Origin of the sequence: Salegentibacter mishustinae (assembly GCF_002900095.1) — a bacterium.
Classification (GTDB): Bacteria; Bacteroidota; Bacteroidia; order Flavobacteriales; family Flavobacteriaceae; genus Salegentibacter; species Salegentibacter mishustinae.
In genome coordinates this window covers 332,642-346,738 of the sequence record NZ_LLKN01000001.1, presented here as the reverse complement: position 1 = coordinate 346,738, position 14,097 = coordinate 332,642, and the positions used below count along the sequence as shown (strand labels likewise).

Genomic DNA, 14,097 nt, shown 5'->3' with positions numbered 1-14,097 from the left:
GCTCTTGCTAGACTTTAATATCGCCCCAGTTTTCACCAGATTTTATACGGTAAAGTTGCATTTCTGAAACACCAAATTGTTTGGCAAGTACTTTTATCCTTGTTTTTCGCTTGGGGTCTAAAAGTTTCTTTTTAAGAATTACGGCTTGCGCGTATGTGAGTTTAGAATAGGTAACTACACGTCTTAGTTTTCTTTTGCGTTTGTTCTCCTTAACGCCAGGACTATTATGCTGGTGCTGTACCCATTCATCTTTAGTTGTCCATGCCAAATTCTCTACGCGATTATCATCTTTTTTAAAATTCTTATGGATCACGTATTTGTCGTCGTCATTTTTTACAAGAAATAATTCAGCAACAATACGGTGCATATAATAGGCTTTATGCTTGCCATTTTGCAACCTGGGAGAAAAACTGGTATAACCGTTGGTACGGCCACCATTTATCAATTCCCCTTCAGGATATTGTACATAACTAATTAATCTTCCGTAATTAGAAACATCGTAGACAAAACGATCCTGCCATTCCTCTTTATGAAGTCTTTTCCATACTTCGCCTCTATAGCTCTTTACCATAGACTTTTGCTTTGAATTCATCTTCTTCATCACTTTCAATTCCTAAAGCTTCATATATATAATCAAAGGTAGACAGAAGTTGGGGTTTACCGTCTACTAGCGCAATATCGTGTTCAAAATGTGCGCTGGGCTTATTGTCTGCGGTTAGAATGGTCCAGCCATCAGGCAATTGTTTTATTCGTTTTGTTCCAAGGTTTATCATAGGTTCAATGGCTACCACCATTCCTTCCATAAATTTTTTACCTCTTCCGCGTTTACCATAATTAGGCATCTCAGGATCTTCATGCATAGTAGCACCAAGGCCGTGACCTACCAATTCCCTTACTACACCGTAGCCTCTGTCTTCGGTGTATTTTTGAATAGCATAGCCAACATCTCCAACCCGGTTTCCGAGCTTAAATTCCCTTATTCCTTCGTAAAGAGATTCTTTTGTGACTTTTAAAAGTTCTTTTACTTCTGGTTTTACTTCACCAACTTCAAAAGTATAGGCGTGATCTCCGTAAAATCCATTTTTTAAAGCACCACAATCTATTGAGATAATATCACCCTCCTGCAAAGGCTTGTCGTTTGGAATTCCATGAACTACCTGCGCATTAGGACTCATACAAAGTGAATTTGGGAAATCGTACATTCCTAAAAATCCAGGTTCGGCGCCGTGATCGCGAATAAATTCTTCGGCCATTTTATCCAACTCCAAAGTAGTTACTCCGGGTTTAATATGCGGCGCAAGCATTCCCAGGGTTTTAGATACAATTAGCGCGCTTTCACGCATTAATTCAATTTCTTCAGGGTTTTTGGTAATTATCATATGTGTAATTTAAAATCGGCCTAAAAATCCGAATTTCTTCTTTTCTTTTTTCTGTTCTCTAATTATAGATCGGTCTTTTAACCTTTGGTATATTTCACCCCAACCCCACATGCCACCAATATTTCTATCGTCTATAAAAATATCGGCAAGGATCTTCCGACTTATATCATCGTCAAAAACCTCTTCGGGATAACTTTTATTTACAGCGTAAAATTTAATGCCTCTCTTTTCACAAAATTTTACCGCTTCTTCTAATTTATCTTCGGCTCTATAGGTCCATAAAATAAGCCTGTGACCATCTTCCTGAAGCTTTTTTAGTGTTTCAAAAGCAAAAAGCTTTGGCTTTCCAATCTCAGGAAATTTATTTTCTACAATAGTTCCGTCAAAATCTACTGCTATGGTTAGCGTGTTGGGCATAGGGCAAAATTAGCAAGATTAACCGAATATCTCCTTAGTTTCCTGTTATTTGGAGTAAGGATCTGTATATTCTTCGCCTTTAACTATCTTCGCAACATCTTCTTCCAGGCTTTCTATAGAGTATTCCACAAAACGGTCTATTTCTTCTCCATCTTTCATAAAGATAATAGTGGGTACCCGATGGATATTATACTTTTCGTCTAGATCTCCCGGAGCTTTTTTAGCATAGTTTACGGCAATACTTGTAAGATTTTCTTTATCAAAATCTACTACATCTAATAGCTTAAAAAACTTCGGAACTTCGTAACGGCTATCACCACACCAGGTTCCCATAAAGAGAAGAATTTCATAATCTCCTATATTTTCCTTTATGGTTCCTACAGCTTCTTCTTTAGGATTGTAATTCTCGTAGCCGGGGGTAAACCATCTTAAATGAGGCGGTTTTTCCAAGTCAGCTTGCGTGAATTCTCCTAAAAGCATTTCTGCTGAATTTATATTTTCTAGTTTCTCTTTTTCATCTGAAACTTCTCCCGCAGTTATAAAAACTCCTAGAAAAAGTAGCAATATCTTATTAATCATTGATTTTTAAATTAAAGGGTCTTCAGTCATTAATTCAGGCTGCTCAATTCCCATTAGCTTCAGGATAGTCGGAGCAATATTTCCAAGCTTACCGCTTTTAATAGATTTTATGTCTTTATCTAATAAAATTAAAGGTACGGGGCTGGTGGTATGCGCCGTATTTGGACTCCCGTCTTCGTTGATCATAATCTCGCTGTTCCCATGATCGGCAATTACAATTACTGAGTAATCATTTTCCAGTGCAGCTTCAGCTACGTCTTTAGCGCAAGAATCTACAGTTTCGCAAGCCTTAACCGCAGCGTCAAATACACCGGTATGGCCAACCATATCCGGGTTCGCGAAATTCAGGCAGATAAAATCAGCCGATTCGTCCTTTAGTTCAGGAACAATTTTGTCCCTAATTTCAAAAGCACTCATTTCTGGCTGAAGATCGTAAGTAGCTACTTTTGGAGAATTACACATTAAACGTCTTTCTCCTTTAAAAGGTTTTTCACGCCCACCGCTAAAGAAGAAGGTAACGTGCGGGTACTTTTCGGTCTCAGCAATTCTAATTTGCTTTTTGCCCATATACTCCAGGACTTCGCCCAGCGTAGACTTGATATTATCTTTTTTAAAAACAACATTTATGCCTTCGAAACTATCGTCATATTTTGTCACCGTTACATAGTATAACGGCATTTTCTTCATATTGTACTCAGGAAAATCATCCTGAGTTAATGCCTGGGTAAGTTGTCTACCACGGTCTGTTCTAAAGTTGAAGAAGATTACTACTTCTTTTTCTTTTAAGGTAGCTACCGGCTCGCCGGCATCATTGGTCATCACGATAGGCTCTATAAACTCATCGCTAACATTGTTTTCATAGCTTTCAGCAATGGCTTCAGCAGCGTTGGTGGTTTTTTTACCTTCGCCTTTAGTAATAAGGTCGTAAGCTTTTTTTACTCTTTCCCAGCGCTTATCACGATCCATGGCAAAATAGCGCCCAATAACCGAAGCTAATTTCCCGTTAGTTTTTTCTAGATGCTTTTCGATCTCTTCAACAAAACCTTTTCCTGAATGTGGGTCTACATCACGTCCATCTGTAAAGGCGTGAACATATTTTTCTTTTACTCCACATTCGTCTGCAGCCGAAAGTAATCCTTTTAAATGGTTGATGTGAGAATGTACCCCACCGTCACTTAAAAGTCCCATAAAGTGAATGGGTTTATTGTGTTTTATTGCATAATTAAAAGCTTCTTCCAGTACTGGCTCATCTTTTAACGTGTTTTTTTCTACCGCCATATTGATCTTTACCAAATCCTGGTAAACAATGCGTCCCGCTCCAAGGTTCATGTGTCCTACTTCGCTATTTCCCATTTGTCCTTCCGGCAATCCAACTTGCATCCCATCGGTACGCAGTTCGGCGTGAGGATATTTCTCCAGGATGCTATCCATAAATGGAGTTTTTGCTTTGGCTATAGCTGAAACGTCTGGGTTTTGCGTAATTCCCCAGCCGTCTAAAATCATTAGTAGAACTTTCTTATTCATAATATTAGTTAATTTGGGCATAAAGATAAAAACAAATTGCCGGTATGCTAAACCCACGCTCGCTAATGTTTTATTAAATCTAAATGCAGAAGATTATTTTCGTAGCGTTTTCACTATAAAATATTTCAGGTAAAGGATTTTGAATTTCTCTATAAGATAAGATTTAAAATTTTAACAATAAACATTTTACATTGGAATACTTTTTTCTTCTTTTAATCGTTTTTAAGCTATCAATGTGAATGTATAATATCTTGAACTATAGCTTTATAAGCTTATAAATGTTAAAATTTGCGATCTGAAGCGTTAAAAATTCAATTAATAAGATTATTTTGTATGTTGGCATTACATTTGGAATTAATTAAGAGAATATTAATTTAAAACAACGTGTATGATTTATAGACTTCTGACTGTATTTGGCGTATTAACCTTCTCTTTCGCATTTACAACAACAGATGATTTAAAAACCAACCTTGAAACTTCAAAAATAGAAGCGATTGCTTCTACAATTCCTGAAGAAAATACCAAATCAAATTTCGAAAATAAAGTCGCTACTCTTTATAGCGAGTTTTCTACCAAAAATATTAGTGTCCCGGCGATGCCTGTGTTCGAAAAAGCCATGAAAGGATATGAGCAATTAGACGAAACTGGTAAAGTGGGTAAAAAAATCCTTACCGTAATAGATTTTGGACTTTCCTCTACAAAAAAACGTATGTGGATTATGAATATGCAAACTAAAAAAGTATTATTCAATACTTATGTTTCCCACGGAAAAAATACCGGTGGTGAGTTTGCTAACAAGTTTTCTAATACTGTAAATTCCCTGCAAAGTTCACTAGGATTTTACGTTACTGCTGAAACTTACTACGGAAAGAACGGATTGTCGTTGTTTATAGACGGTATGGAGAAAGGCTTTAATAGCAATGCTCGTAAACGTTATGTGGTAATTCACGGAGCAGATTATGCAGAACCTAACTTTATAGATAGAATTGGAAGATTAGGAAGAAGTTACGGTTGTCCTGCGGTTCCAAATACTATTGCTAAAGAAGTGATAGATACTATTAAAGAAGAATCTGTTGTGTATATTCACAAGAATAATAAAGAATACCTCGAAAAATCTACGCTACTAAATAGTTAGTTTTTAGTAAGCAAATTATAAATGGCAGCATCTCTTTTGTAGACATCTTCTGCAAAACGGGTGCTGCCATTTTCGTTCCAGGCAGTCCAGTAAAGATGGTGTACATTTACATTCTGAGTAACTTTTATGGTTGTGGTTTTTCCCGATTTTAGAATTTCTGCAATTTTATCATCGTCATATTTAGGCTGATCGTTTAACAGCATTTTGGCGAGATCCAATACTCCCTGTACTCTTACGCAACCAGAGCTTTGCGCCCTTAAATTTTTGTTGAAAAGCGATTTTGAAGGCGTGTCGTGTAAATAAATCATATATTCGTTAGGGTAGATGATCTTAACCAATCCAAGCGGATTTGCCGGCCCCGCTTCCTGCCTAAAAGTATAGCCTTTAACTTTAGAAGAAGACCAGTCTACATCCTGAGGGTTCATTTTTTCACCACTTCGGTTAAAAATGCTAAAATTCTTCCTGTTTATATAATCGGGATCTTTGGAAGCTGAAGGGATAACATCTTTACTCTTAATCGTAGGCGGAATAGTCCACGTTGGGTTATAAACAATATGTTCTACCTTATCTGAGAAAACAGGGGTTTTCCTGGCTTCAGTACCCACCATCGTGCGATGCGTAGCAAGAGTATCTTCGCCTTTAACCAGATGTAAGCGGTAATTTGCAATATTTACAATGATGTATTGTTCGCCTAAATTTTTGGGATACCAGCGCCAGCGTTCCAGGTTCACTAAAATTTGTTCCAGCCTCTCCTGGTAGGTTTTGTTAAGGGTTTTAATTGTGCCGCCGCCAATCACGCCATCGGTTTCAATACCATACTTTTCCTGGAATTCCTTAACTGCTTTCTGTAGAGGTTCATCGTAGATAATAAGACTATCTGCAATTTCTTTATCCCAGTAGCCTAATTCTTTTAAGCGCCTTTTTATATTTGGTATCCGCTCATCTTTTTCATCCGCTTTAATACTCTCTCCTTCTTCGGAAATAAAAATGGGGTCTTTTTCGTTTTCTGCCAGTTCCCTGTATTCTTTTAAACTACGTTTTAAACCTTTATAGACCTCGTGTTGCGGTACTACAGAATCTATAGCCGCCAGAATATTATTTTTCTGAACACCGTGATCTAAGAGTCCCGGAAGGTCTATTTTATTGCTTTCTACACCCCAAATACTATAAATTTCCTTAGGATCTAATTTCCCTGAATTATAATCTGAAGTAAGGCTGAAAAAAGCATCAGTTAGTATGATTTCGGTTAAACTACGCTCCTCATCATCTAATTCCGATAAATTGGAAAGGGACTTTTTTAGATAGCTTAAATGATAATCTTCAGGTTCCAGGCCGTCTTCTTTAGTTCTTTCAATACCGCGGTAGAGATCTTCCCGTAAGGCCCTATCTGTCCAAATTGGTTTATAATCACGTTTTGAATAGATAGAATCAAGTAAATCGGGATATTGCAGATCTATATTCCCAACGGAATTGGAAAGCCTGGAGAATCTTTTGGCAATTAAATCAGCTGAAGCTAATTTCTCAATAACTACTGCTTCTTCCTCTTTTGAAGTTTCAATTCCCTTTTTTTGATCTTCTTCACAAGAAAATAAAATCATTAAACCAAGGAATAATAATAAACGGGAGAACTTCATAAAAGAGGAAAAAGTTAGTAGGTTTTTTAAGCTCTTACATCGCTGTAAGACTTGTTTCTGTCAAATTGCACTTCAGCGAAAGGGCATAGGGGCTCTATCTTATAATTATTTTCACGGGCAAATTCCACGCTATGGGCCAGCAGCTTAGTTGCAATTCCCTGTCCTTCCAGTTCTGGTCTAACCTCTGTGTGATCTATAACAAGAATGTCTCCTGCCTTTTTTTGATACGTTAGCTCTGCGTAAATGCCTTTTTCATCTCTCACAAAGAACATTCCGCGGCTATCGTTCTCGCGATGTTTAATATCCATAAATTATTTCTTGAAAATACCGTCAACAATTCCGTAGTCTAAAGACTCCTGGGCATCCATCCAGTAATCACGATTAAAATCTTTAAGTACTTTTTCTATAGTTTGCCCGCAATTTTCAGCAAGAAGCTTTGCGCTTAATTCCCGGGTTTTTAAGATTTCGTTGGCCTGGATTTCGATGTTTGAAGCCTGGCCTCTGGCACCACCCATAGGTTGGTGGATCATAACTTTTCCGTGCGTTTGAATAAACCTCCTGCCTTTAGTTCCGCCAGAAAGTAAAATAGAACCCATAGAAGCAGCCAGACCACTACAAATGGTTGAAACAGGGCTTTTAAGGCTTTGCATAGTATCGTAAATCGCAAATCCATCGGTTACATAACCACCTGGACTATTAATAAAAAACTGGATTTCTTCATCTCCCTCCATATCAAGATAAAGAAGTCTGTCTATAACGTGTTTGGCCGATTTATCGTTGACTTCACCCCAAAGGAATACTTTGCGTTCTTCAAGGAATTTTGCGTCTATTAAGTCCTGGGTTTTACCGGGTTTATTACTCATAAGAAATTGATTTAAGATGTATTCTGTTAGGCATTAAAAATAAGATTTATTTGTCGGAACACTTGTTTTTTAATTACCCATTTAACAAGATTTTATCGCTTCATTTTATTTTTGGTCTGAATATTAAGCAAATAGGATCGCAGAGTCTAAAAAGTTTAATTTTCCTTTGGAAATTGAAGGGTTTAAACTTTATATTTGCAGAACAAATGCGGGAGTAGCTCAGTTGGTAGAGCGTCAGCCTTCCAAGCTGAATGTCGCCGGTTCGAACCCGGTCTCCCGCTCAAAGAAAAAAAGCCTCAACAAAACGTTGGGGTTTTTTTATGCCAAAAAACGTTGAAAATTCGCCGGGTGAGAAGCCTGTCCCGATTGAAGCCCGATAGGGCGTAATATCGGGAAACCCGGTCTCCCGCTCTAAGAAGTGGAGTTGTCTCACAAGTATACTTTTGTCAAGCTGAACTTGTTTCAGCTTCTAACTCGTTCTGATTATCGACTTTTTAACCTCTGAAATAAATTCAGCATGACGATTTTAGGAACTTTTTACCTTAAATCTTTTTTATACCAAAAAACGATGAAAATTCGCCGGGTGAGAAGCTTTTTCTGATTGGAAATGAATAGGAGCAGAGTCCTTATCTATTAAAATGAATCATAAAAAAAATCCGGAAACTTAAAGCTTCCGGATTTTTTCAATTTATAACTAAAGAAGTTTTTACCCGTTCATAGAGATTAAAAACTCTTCATTATTTTTGGTTTGTTTAATCCTGTCGTTAATAAATTCCATAGCTTCTATAGGATTCATATCGGCAAGATATTTACGCAACACCCACATTCTTTGTATCGTGTTTTCATCAAGTAATAAGTCGTCACGACGTGTACTTGAAGAAGTAAGATCAATCGCAGGGAAAATTCTACGGTTTGCAATTTTTCTATCCAATTGCAGTTCCATATTTCCTGTCCCCTTAAATTCTTCAAAGATCACTTCGTCCATTTTAGAGCCGGTATCGGTAAGGGCGGTAGCGATTATTGATAAAGAACCTCCGTTCTCAATATTACGGGCGGCACCAAAGAAACGTTTTGGTTTGTGTAGTGCATTAGCGTCTACACCACCACTTAATACTTTACCACTTGCAGGTTGTACGGTGTTGTATGCACGAGCCAAACGAGTAATAGAATCTAAAAGAATCACAACATCGTGACCACATTCTACCAAACGCTTTGCTTTTTCTAAAACGATATTCGCAACTCGTACGTGTTCGTGTGCTTCTTTATCAAAAGTAGAAGCTACTACTTCCCCGCGTACATTACGTTGCATATCGGTAACCTCTTCAGGACGTTCATCAATAAGGAGAACTATTTGATAAACCTCGGGATGGTTTGCTGCAATTGCGTTGGCAATATCTTTAAGCAACATTGTTTTACCAGTTTTAGGCTGGGAAACAATCATACCACGCTGGCCTTTTCCAATAGGGGAAAAGAGATCCATGATACGGGTAGATAAACTGCTTTGTTTTTCGGCTATATTGAATTTTTCCTTTGGGAAAAGTGGAGTTAAGTGCTCAAAAGAAACACGGTCTCTCACTACCTGTGGGTCTAATCCGTTAATTTTATTGATCTTGATTAATGGGAAATATTTCTCACCTTCTTTTGGTGGTCTTATTTGCCCTAATACGGTGTCTCCGGTTTTTAAACCGAATAAACGAATTTGCGACTGGGAAACATAAATATCATCTGGAGAAGTAAGGTAATTGTAATCTGAAGATCTTAGGAAACCGTAGTTGTCCTGCATAATGTCCAGTACACCTTCACTTTCAATAATCGCATCAAACTCGTAATCTGGTTCGCGGTAGCGATTGCGGCTATCACGGTTTCCGCTATCGCGGCCTCCGTTATTTTTATTGCGCGTATCTTTTTTGTGCTCACGAGGATTGTTCTTCTGATTTTTAGAAGAATTATCATCTCTTGTGTCCCTTTGCTTTTGCTCCGGCTTTTTATTTTCCCCTGACTTTGAAGATGCTTCTTCTTTTTTAGGAGAATTACTTTCCTTTTTTGCCGGGCGCGAATCTTTGGTCTCCGCCGTTGCAGCAGCCCTTGGTGGTTTTTTGTTACTTCCTATTTTCCCACCTTTTTTAGCCTGTGGTTTTTCTGAAGTTTTAGCAGTCGCCTCACTTTTTGGAGACTCCTCCTTTTTTGTGTCGTCTGTAAGTGCTTCTTTTGCCTTTTTGGGGTTGGCAGCCTGATAGTCCAGGATTTGATATACCAGATCTAATTTTTTTAAGGTCCTGAATTTTGGGACATTTAAAGATTTAGCGATATCCTGCAACTCAGGAAGCTTTTTAGCTTTTAATTCTGAAATTTCAAACATGGATAATTAAAAATAAATTTGTGTTTGGGTTGATTGTTAAACTTCGCGAGGAAGAATCGAAAAAAATTTGGAGACTTAAGTAACCTGTTTTGAATTGGTTACGAAATGTTCCTGCAAGTATACAACTTTATTTTAATATTTTGAATAGCAATTCTAAAAAGAATCTTTATTTTTGTTCGCGAATTTCACCAGAAGATATGCTACAAAGAATCCAAACTATATATTTACTTATCGCCGTTATTGCTAGTGGCGGGCTGATCTTTGCTTTCTCTCTTTGGGAAAATGCAGAAGGAGTTGCTATGTATGCGCAAGATTATCTTATGGTTTTTATTGCATTTCTAGCTTCAGCTTTATTATCTTTGGTGAGTATTTTTATGTTCAAAAATAGAAAGCTTCAATTTGTATTGGGGCGTCTAAATATCTTATTAAACTTTTTTTTACTAGGAGTGTTTGTTTATTGGTCGCTAAGTTTACCTGGAGAAATGGATATTTCAGAGAAGGGTATTGGGATGTTTCTTCCAATCATTTCTATCGTTTTTCTTGTTTTGGCCAATAAGGCCATTAAAAAGGACGAAGATCTCGTAAAATCTGTGGACCGATTACGATAAGCCTATCATCTTAGTAGTATTAGTGCGTGAAAACCCGAAGTGAAAGCTTCGGGTTTTTTAGTTTTTATAAGTATAGTTGAATCATTATTACATCGCTACGAATTCACGGATCTTTGATTCTTAGCCTCATTACGAGCCAAATAGGAGTGTGGTAAACTTTAGATATGGAAATAACTGAACAGATTGCTTCGCCCGATAAAAATCGGGATCGCAATGAGGCTAAAAAACACACTCGTGACTTATTCAGGAATGTTTTTAGTGTAATTGTCGTTTCGTCATTGCGAGAAAAAATTTGAATCTGGGAGAATTATGACGAGGCAATCTGTTGTTTAAGTATAGCTTTCCTTTTTTGATAGTTCGTGAGTTAATCGAAAGATTACTTCAGTTGTGCCTCCATTGCAATAACGAGCAATTTTAACTGTCTACTGAAACCGCAGACTCTAAACTGCCTACTTACTTTTCAATTCTATGACCTCTAAATCTTTAATTTCTCCAGCATCAATTTTAAATCTAAGCATCGTACGTTTCTTATGAAATCCCTGCTTTCCTGCTGCGCCCGGATTCATATGAAGTAATCCCAGGCTTTTATCGTTCATTACTTTTAAAATGTGAGAATGACCGCTAATAAATAGTTTTGGCGGATTTCTTTTAATTTCTTCCCTAATCGCGGGCGAATATTTGCCCGGGTAACCGCCAATATGGGTAATCCAAACATCCACGCCTTCACAATTAAAGCGTTGGTGAAGTGGGAATTCCTTTCTTATTTCTGCATCATCTATATTGCCATAAACGGCCCTTAAGGGTTTTACTTTTTTTAATTCATCGGTAATATCGGTTATGCCAATATCGCCGGCGTGCCATATTTCATCGGCTTCGGCGGCGTAATGTAGAATTCTATCGTCAATATGACTGTGGGTGTCGCTTAACAGCAATATTTTTTTCAAATCGGGATTGTTTTTGTTTATAGAATCATTTTGAAACCTATGCCTTCAAAGGATTTAAGCTTCTAATAAATGCCTTATCTTTGCAGTTCGCAAATATAAAAATAAAGAACTCGGTTGAGGTATTTTTTAGAACTGGCATACTTTGGGAAGGCTTATCACGGATGGCAAAATCAGCCAAACGCGATTTCGGTTCAGGAAGAAATAGAACGAGCACTTTCGGTTGTTTTTCAACAAAAAACAGCTATTATTGGCGCAGGAAGAACAGATGCCGGCGTGCATGCTAAACAAATCTTTGCGCATTTTGATACCGATAACAATCTTGAAAAGGAAGTTTTTCAGTTTAAAATGAATTCTCTGCTTCCGGCAGACATAGCCTTACGGGATTTCTTTAAAGTAAAACCTGATGCACATGCACGTTTTGATGCTTTAAGCCGAAGTTATGAGTATCATATCGTTCAGCATAAAGATCCTTTTTTAGAAGATAGAAGTTATTTTTTGAAAAATAAGCTGGATGTTGAAAAAATGAATAAGGCTGCAGAAATCTTAAAGGATTATACTAATTTTAAGTGTTTTTCAAAGTCTAAAACCGATGTAAAAACTTATAATTGCAAGATTACTGAGGCGGTTTGGAAAATTGAAAATGGTGTGTTGGTTTTTCATATTTCAGCCGACAGATTTTTAAGAAATATGGTGCGTGCAATTGTAGGAACTTTACTGGAAATTGGTTTTGGGAAGCAACCTATCGAAAATATGCACGAGGTTATAAAAAGTAAAGACAGGAGTAAGGCAGGAACTTCGGTGCCTGCAAAAGCATTATACCTTACAAGGGTTACTTATCCGGAAATAGCAATAAAATAAATGGCATCTAAAACAGGTAACGCATTCGATTTTGATTTATTTAAGCGTCTGCTTAAATACACTAATCCCTACAAAGTAACTTTTTATTTTGTGGCGGTTGCTGCTATTTTGCTTTCATTCTTTGCTGTTTTAAGGCCTTATTTACTGAAGGTTACCGTAGATGATGCTATTACGCCACAGAATTATGATAACCTTGTTTTTTATGTAGGCTTAATGGCCGGGGTTTTAGTGCTGGAAGTTATTTTTCAGTTTCTGTTTGTTTATTTCGCCAACTGGTTAGGTCAGGAAGTAGTGAGAGACCTGCGTGTAAACCTTTTTAAGCATATGCTCAACTTTAAAATGACTTATTTTGATAAGTCGGCAGTTGGGCGTTTGGTAACCCGTGCGGTAAGCGATATTGAAACAATTGCCAGTATTTTTAGCCAGGGACTTTTTATGATTATCAGTGATATTCTAAAAATGCTGGTAGTAATAGGCTTTATGTTCTACCAAAGCTGGCAGTTAACCTTATTGGTGTTGACGGTTCTTCCGTTAATTATGTACGCTACGCGTGTTTTTCAGAAGAAAATGAAAGTCGCTTTTGAAGAAGTAAGAACACAAGTTGCCAACCTCAATACTTTTGTGCAGGAGCGCATTACAGGTATGAAGATCGTTCAACTCTTTACCCGCGAAAAAGAAGAATACAAGAATTTTAAAGAAATCAATGACAAACACCGGAATGCATGGGTAAAAACCGTTTGGTATAACTCTATTTTCTTTCCAATTGCTGAAATGGCGACTTCTATTACCATTGGTTTAATTGTATGGTTTGGTGGGTTGCGTGCAGTGGCTGACGACGGAATTACACTGGGTGTAATAATTGCTTTTATTGAACTTTCTCAGCTACTTTTTAGACCCTTGCGTCAAATTGCCGACAAATTTAATACCCTGCAAATGGGAATGGTGGCTGCAAATCGTGTTTTTGGAATTTTAGATACCGATTCTTCCATTAGTAACGTAGGTAAAATTGAAGTGAAAGACCTAAAAGGTGAGATAGAATTTAAAAATGTTCGCTTTAGTTATACCGATGATGAGGAAGTTTTAAAAGGCGTTTCATTTAAAGCAAATGCCGGCGAAACTATTGCTATTGTTGGTGCTACCGGCGCAGGGAAATCTACGGTAATCAATTTGCTTAATCGTTTTTATGAAATAGATAGCGGGCAAATTCTTGTAGATGGCATTGATATTAAAGATATTACCCTGGAATCTTTACGCTCTGAAATTGCCGTGGTGCTGCAAAACGTTTTCCTTTTTGCCGATACTATTCTGGCTAATATTAATTTAAGTAATCCAGATATTTCTGAGGAAGACGTGATTAATGCAGCCAAGCAAATAGGTATTCACGATTTCATCAATACCTTACCTAATGCTTATCATTATAATGTAAAAGAACGCGGGGCCATGTTATCTTCCGGGCAACGCCAGCTTATTTCTTTTTTACGGGCATATATGAGTAATCCCAGCATTTTGATTTTAGATGAAGCTACTTCATCGGTAGATACTTACAGCGAATTGCTCATCCAGGAAGCTACCGATAAGATCACCAAAGGCAGAACCTCAATTGTAATTGCCCATAGACTTGCTACTATTAAAAAAGCCGACAAAATTATGGTAATGGATGCCGGTGAAATCGTGGAGATCGGAACGCATTCCGAATTGCTTCAGAAGAAAGATGGATACTACAAAAATCTTTACGAGGTTCAGTTTATGGCAGAAGAAAGCTTATAAGTTCGAGGAAATCTAAGGAAAATCAATAAG

The 14,097-nt window shown here is 37.4% G+C and carries 14 protein-coding genes and 1 tRNA gene; 5 read left to right on the top strand and 10 right to left on the bottom strand.

The genetic code is table 11. From position 1 onward, the window contains the following. Window positions 1-7: 7 nt before the first annotated feature. Genes APB85_RS01720 through gpmI form a run of 5 tightly spaced genes read right to left on the bottom strand, consistent with a single transcriptional unit; the run spans window position 8 to window position 3,899 of the window. Window positions 8-571 (bottom strand): HNH endonuclease, encoded by a 564-nt coding sequence (locus tag APB85_RS01720; RefSeq protein WP_057480654.1) that lies wholly within the window; start codon window positions 569-571, stop codon window positions 8-10. After that, entirely contained in the window at window positions 555-1,379 is an 825-nt protein-coding gene (gene map / locus APB85_RS01715) for a type I methionyl aminopeptidase (RefSeq protein WP_057480426.1), read from the bottom strand. The genes APB85_RS01720 and map overlap by 17 nt, the downstream gene beginning before the upstream one ends. A 9-nt stretch (window positions 1,380-1,388) precedes the next feature. Next, window positions 1,389-1,796 (bottom strand): BT0820 family HAD-type phosphatase, encoded by a 408-nt coding sequence (locus APB85_RS01710; RefSeq protein ID WP_057480425.1) that lies wholly within the window; start codon window positions 1,794-1,796, stop codon window positions 1,389-1,391. A gap of 45 nt (window positions 1,797-1,841) precedes the next feature. Beyond that, the gene (locus APB85_RS01705; RefSeq protein WP_057480424.1) at window positions 1,842-2,375 is read right to left on the bottom strand and encodes a thioredoxin family protein; all 534 of its coding nucleotides are present in this window, start codon (window positions 2,373-2,375) and stop codon (window positions 1,842-1,844) included. Window positions 2,376-2,381: 6 nt separating this feature from the next. Then, window positions 2,382-3,899, bottom strand: coding sequence for a 2,3-bisphosphoglycerate-independent phosphoglycerate mutase (gene gpmI, locus APB85_RS01700; protein WP_057480653.1), 1,518 nt, complete (start codon window positions 3,897-3,899; stop codon window positions 2,382-2,384). A 388-nt stretch (window positions 3,900-4,287) separates the two neighbouring features. On the opposite strand from gpmI, the gene APB85_RS01695 reads away from it, so the two are divergent. Beyond that, window positions 4,288-5,034 (top strand): murein L,D-transpeptidase catalytic domain family protein, encoded by a 747-nt coding sequence (locus APB85_RS01695; RefSeq protein ID WP_057480423.1) that lies wholly within the window; start codon window positions 4,288-4,290, stop codon window positions 5,032-5,034. On the opposite strand, the gene APB85_RS01690 is transcribed toward APB85_RS01695, so the two are convergent. Genes APB85_RS01690 through APB85_RS01680 form a run of 3 tightly spaced genes read right to left on the bottom strand, consistent with a single transcriptional unit; the run spans window position 5,031 to window position 7,531 of the window. Then, window positions 5,031-6,668, bottom strand: a complete 1,638-nt coding sequence (locus APB85_RS01690) for a L,D-transpeptidase family protein (protein ID WP_083482158.1) — start codon at window positions 6,666-6,668, stop codon at window positions 5,031-5,033. The two genes, APB85_RS01695 and APB85_RS01690, sit on opposite strands and share 4 nt — an antisense overlap. 26 nt (window positions 6,669-6,694) lie before the next feature. Further along, the gene (locus tag APB85_RS01685; protein WP_057480421.1) at window positions 6,695-6,976 is read right to left on the bottom strand and encodes a GNAT family N-acetyltransferase; all 282 of its coding nucleotides are present in this window, start codon (window positions 6,974-6,976) and stop codon (window positions 6,695-6,697) included. A 3-nt stretch (window positions 6,977-6,979) separates the two neighbouring features. Then, a complete protein-coding gene (locus APB85_RS01680) occupies window positions 6,980-7,531 on the bottom strand; it encodes a ClpP family protease (protein ID WP_057480420.1) in 552 nt (183 codons plus the stop codon). 208 nt (window positions 7,532-7,739) lie between these two features. Between APB85_RS01680 and APB85_RS01675 the strand changes: the two genes are divergently transcribed. Beyond that, window positions 7,740-7,812 (top strand) — tRNA-Gly (locus APB85_RS01675). 425 nt (window positions 7,813-8,237) lie between these two features. On the opposite strand, the gene rho is transcribed toward APB85_RS01675, so the two are convergent. Next, window positions 8,238-9,890, bottom strand: coding sequence for a transcription termination factor Rho (gene rho / locus APB85_RS01670; RefSeq protein ID WP_057480419.1), 1,653 nt, complete (start codon window positions 9,888-9,890; stop codon window positions 8,238-8,240). A gap of 197 nt (window positions 9,891-10,087) precedes the next feature. On the opposite strand from rho, the gene APB85_RS01665 reads away from it, so the two are divergent. Continuing rightward, window positions 10,088-10,498: a DUF4293 domain-containing protein gene (locus tag APB85_RS01665; RefSeq protein WP_057480652.1), complete on the top strand. Its 411-nt coding sequence runs from the start codon at window positions 10,088-10,090 to the stop codon at window positions 10,496-10,498. 449 nt (window positions 10,499-10,947) lie between these two features. Here the strand turns inward: APB85_RS01665 and APB85_RS01660 are convergent, their stop codons facing one another. Next, complete coding sequence (locus APB85_RS01660) at window positions 10,948-11,442, bottom strand: metallophosphoesterase family protein (RefSeq protein WP_057480418.1); 495 nt, start codon at window positions 11,440-11,442, stop codon at window positions 10,948-10,950. 114 nt (window positions 11,443-11,556) lie between these two features. Between APB85_RS01660 and truA the strand changes: the two genes are divergently transcribed. Both truA and APB85_RS01650 read left to right on the top strand, forming a co-directional pair. Next, window positions 11,557-12,300: a tRNA pseudouridine(38-40) synthase TruA gene (truA, locus tag APB85_RS01655; RefSeq protein WP_057480417.1), complete on the top strand. Its 744-nt coding sequence runs from the start codon at window positions 11,557-11,559 to the stop codon at window positions 12,298-12,300. Then, window positions 12,301-14,067, top strand: coding sequence for an ABC transporter ATP-binding protein (locus APB85_RS01650; RefSeq protein ID WP_057480416.1), 1,767 nt, complete (start codon window positions 12,301-12,303; stop codon window positions 14,065-14,067). It begins immediately after the preceding gene. The last annotated feature ends 30 nt before the right edge of the window (window positions 14,068-14,097 follow it).

Excerpts from the sequence above, each read along its gene's own strand:
- APB85_RS01720 (WP_057480654.1), bottom strand. The coding sequence starts at position 571 with ATGGTAAAGAGCTATAGAGGCGAAGTATGGAAAAGACTTCATAAAGAG.
- map (WP_057480426.1), bottom strand. The coding sequence starts at position 1,379 with ATGATAATTACCAAAAACCCTGAAGAAATTGAATTAATGCGTGAAAGC.
- APB85_RS01710 (WP_057480425.1), bottom strand. The coding sequence starts at position 1,796 with ATGCCCAACACGCTAACCATAGCAGTAGATTTTGACGGAACTATTGTA.
- APB85_RS01705 (WP_057480424.1), bottom strand. The coding sequence starts at position 2,375 with ATGATTAATAAGATATTGCTACTTTTTCTAGGAGTTTTTATAACTGCG.
- gpmI (WP_057480653.1), bottom strand. The coding sequence starts at position 3,899 with ATGAATAAGAAAGTTCTACTAATGATTTTAGACGGCTGGGGAATTACG.
- APB85_RS01695 (WP_057480423.1), top strand. The coding sequence starts at position 4,288 with ATGATTTATAGACTTCTGACTGTATTTGGCGTATTAACCTTCTCTTTC.
- APB85_RS01690 (WP_083482158.1), bottom strand. The coding sequence starts at position 6,668 with ATGAAGTTCTCCCGTTTATTATTATTCCTTGGTTTAATGATTTTATTT.
- APB85_RS01685 (WP_057480421.1), bottom strand. The coding sequence starts at position 6,976 with ATGGATATTAAACATCGCGAGAACGATAGCCGCGGAATGTTCTTTGTG.
- APB85_RS01680 (WP_057480420.1), bottom strand. The coding sequence starts at position 7,531 with ATGAGTAATAAACCCGGTAAAACCCAGGACTTAATAGACGCAAAATTC.
- rho (WP_057480419.1), bottom strand. The coding sequence starts at position 9,890 with ATGTTTGAAATTTCAGAATTAAAAGCTAAAAAGCTTCCTGAGTTGCAG.
- APB85_RS01665 (WP_057480652.1), top strand. The coding sequence starts at position 10,088 with ATGCTACAAAGAATCCAAACTATATATTTACTTATCGCCGTTATTGCT.
- APB85_RS01650 (WP_057480416.1), top strand. The coding sequence starts at position 12,301 with ATGGCATCTAAAACAGGTAACGCATTCGATTTTGATTTATTTAAGCGT.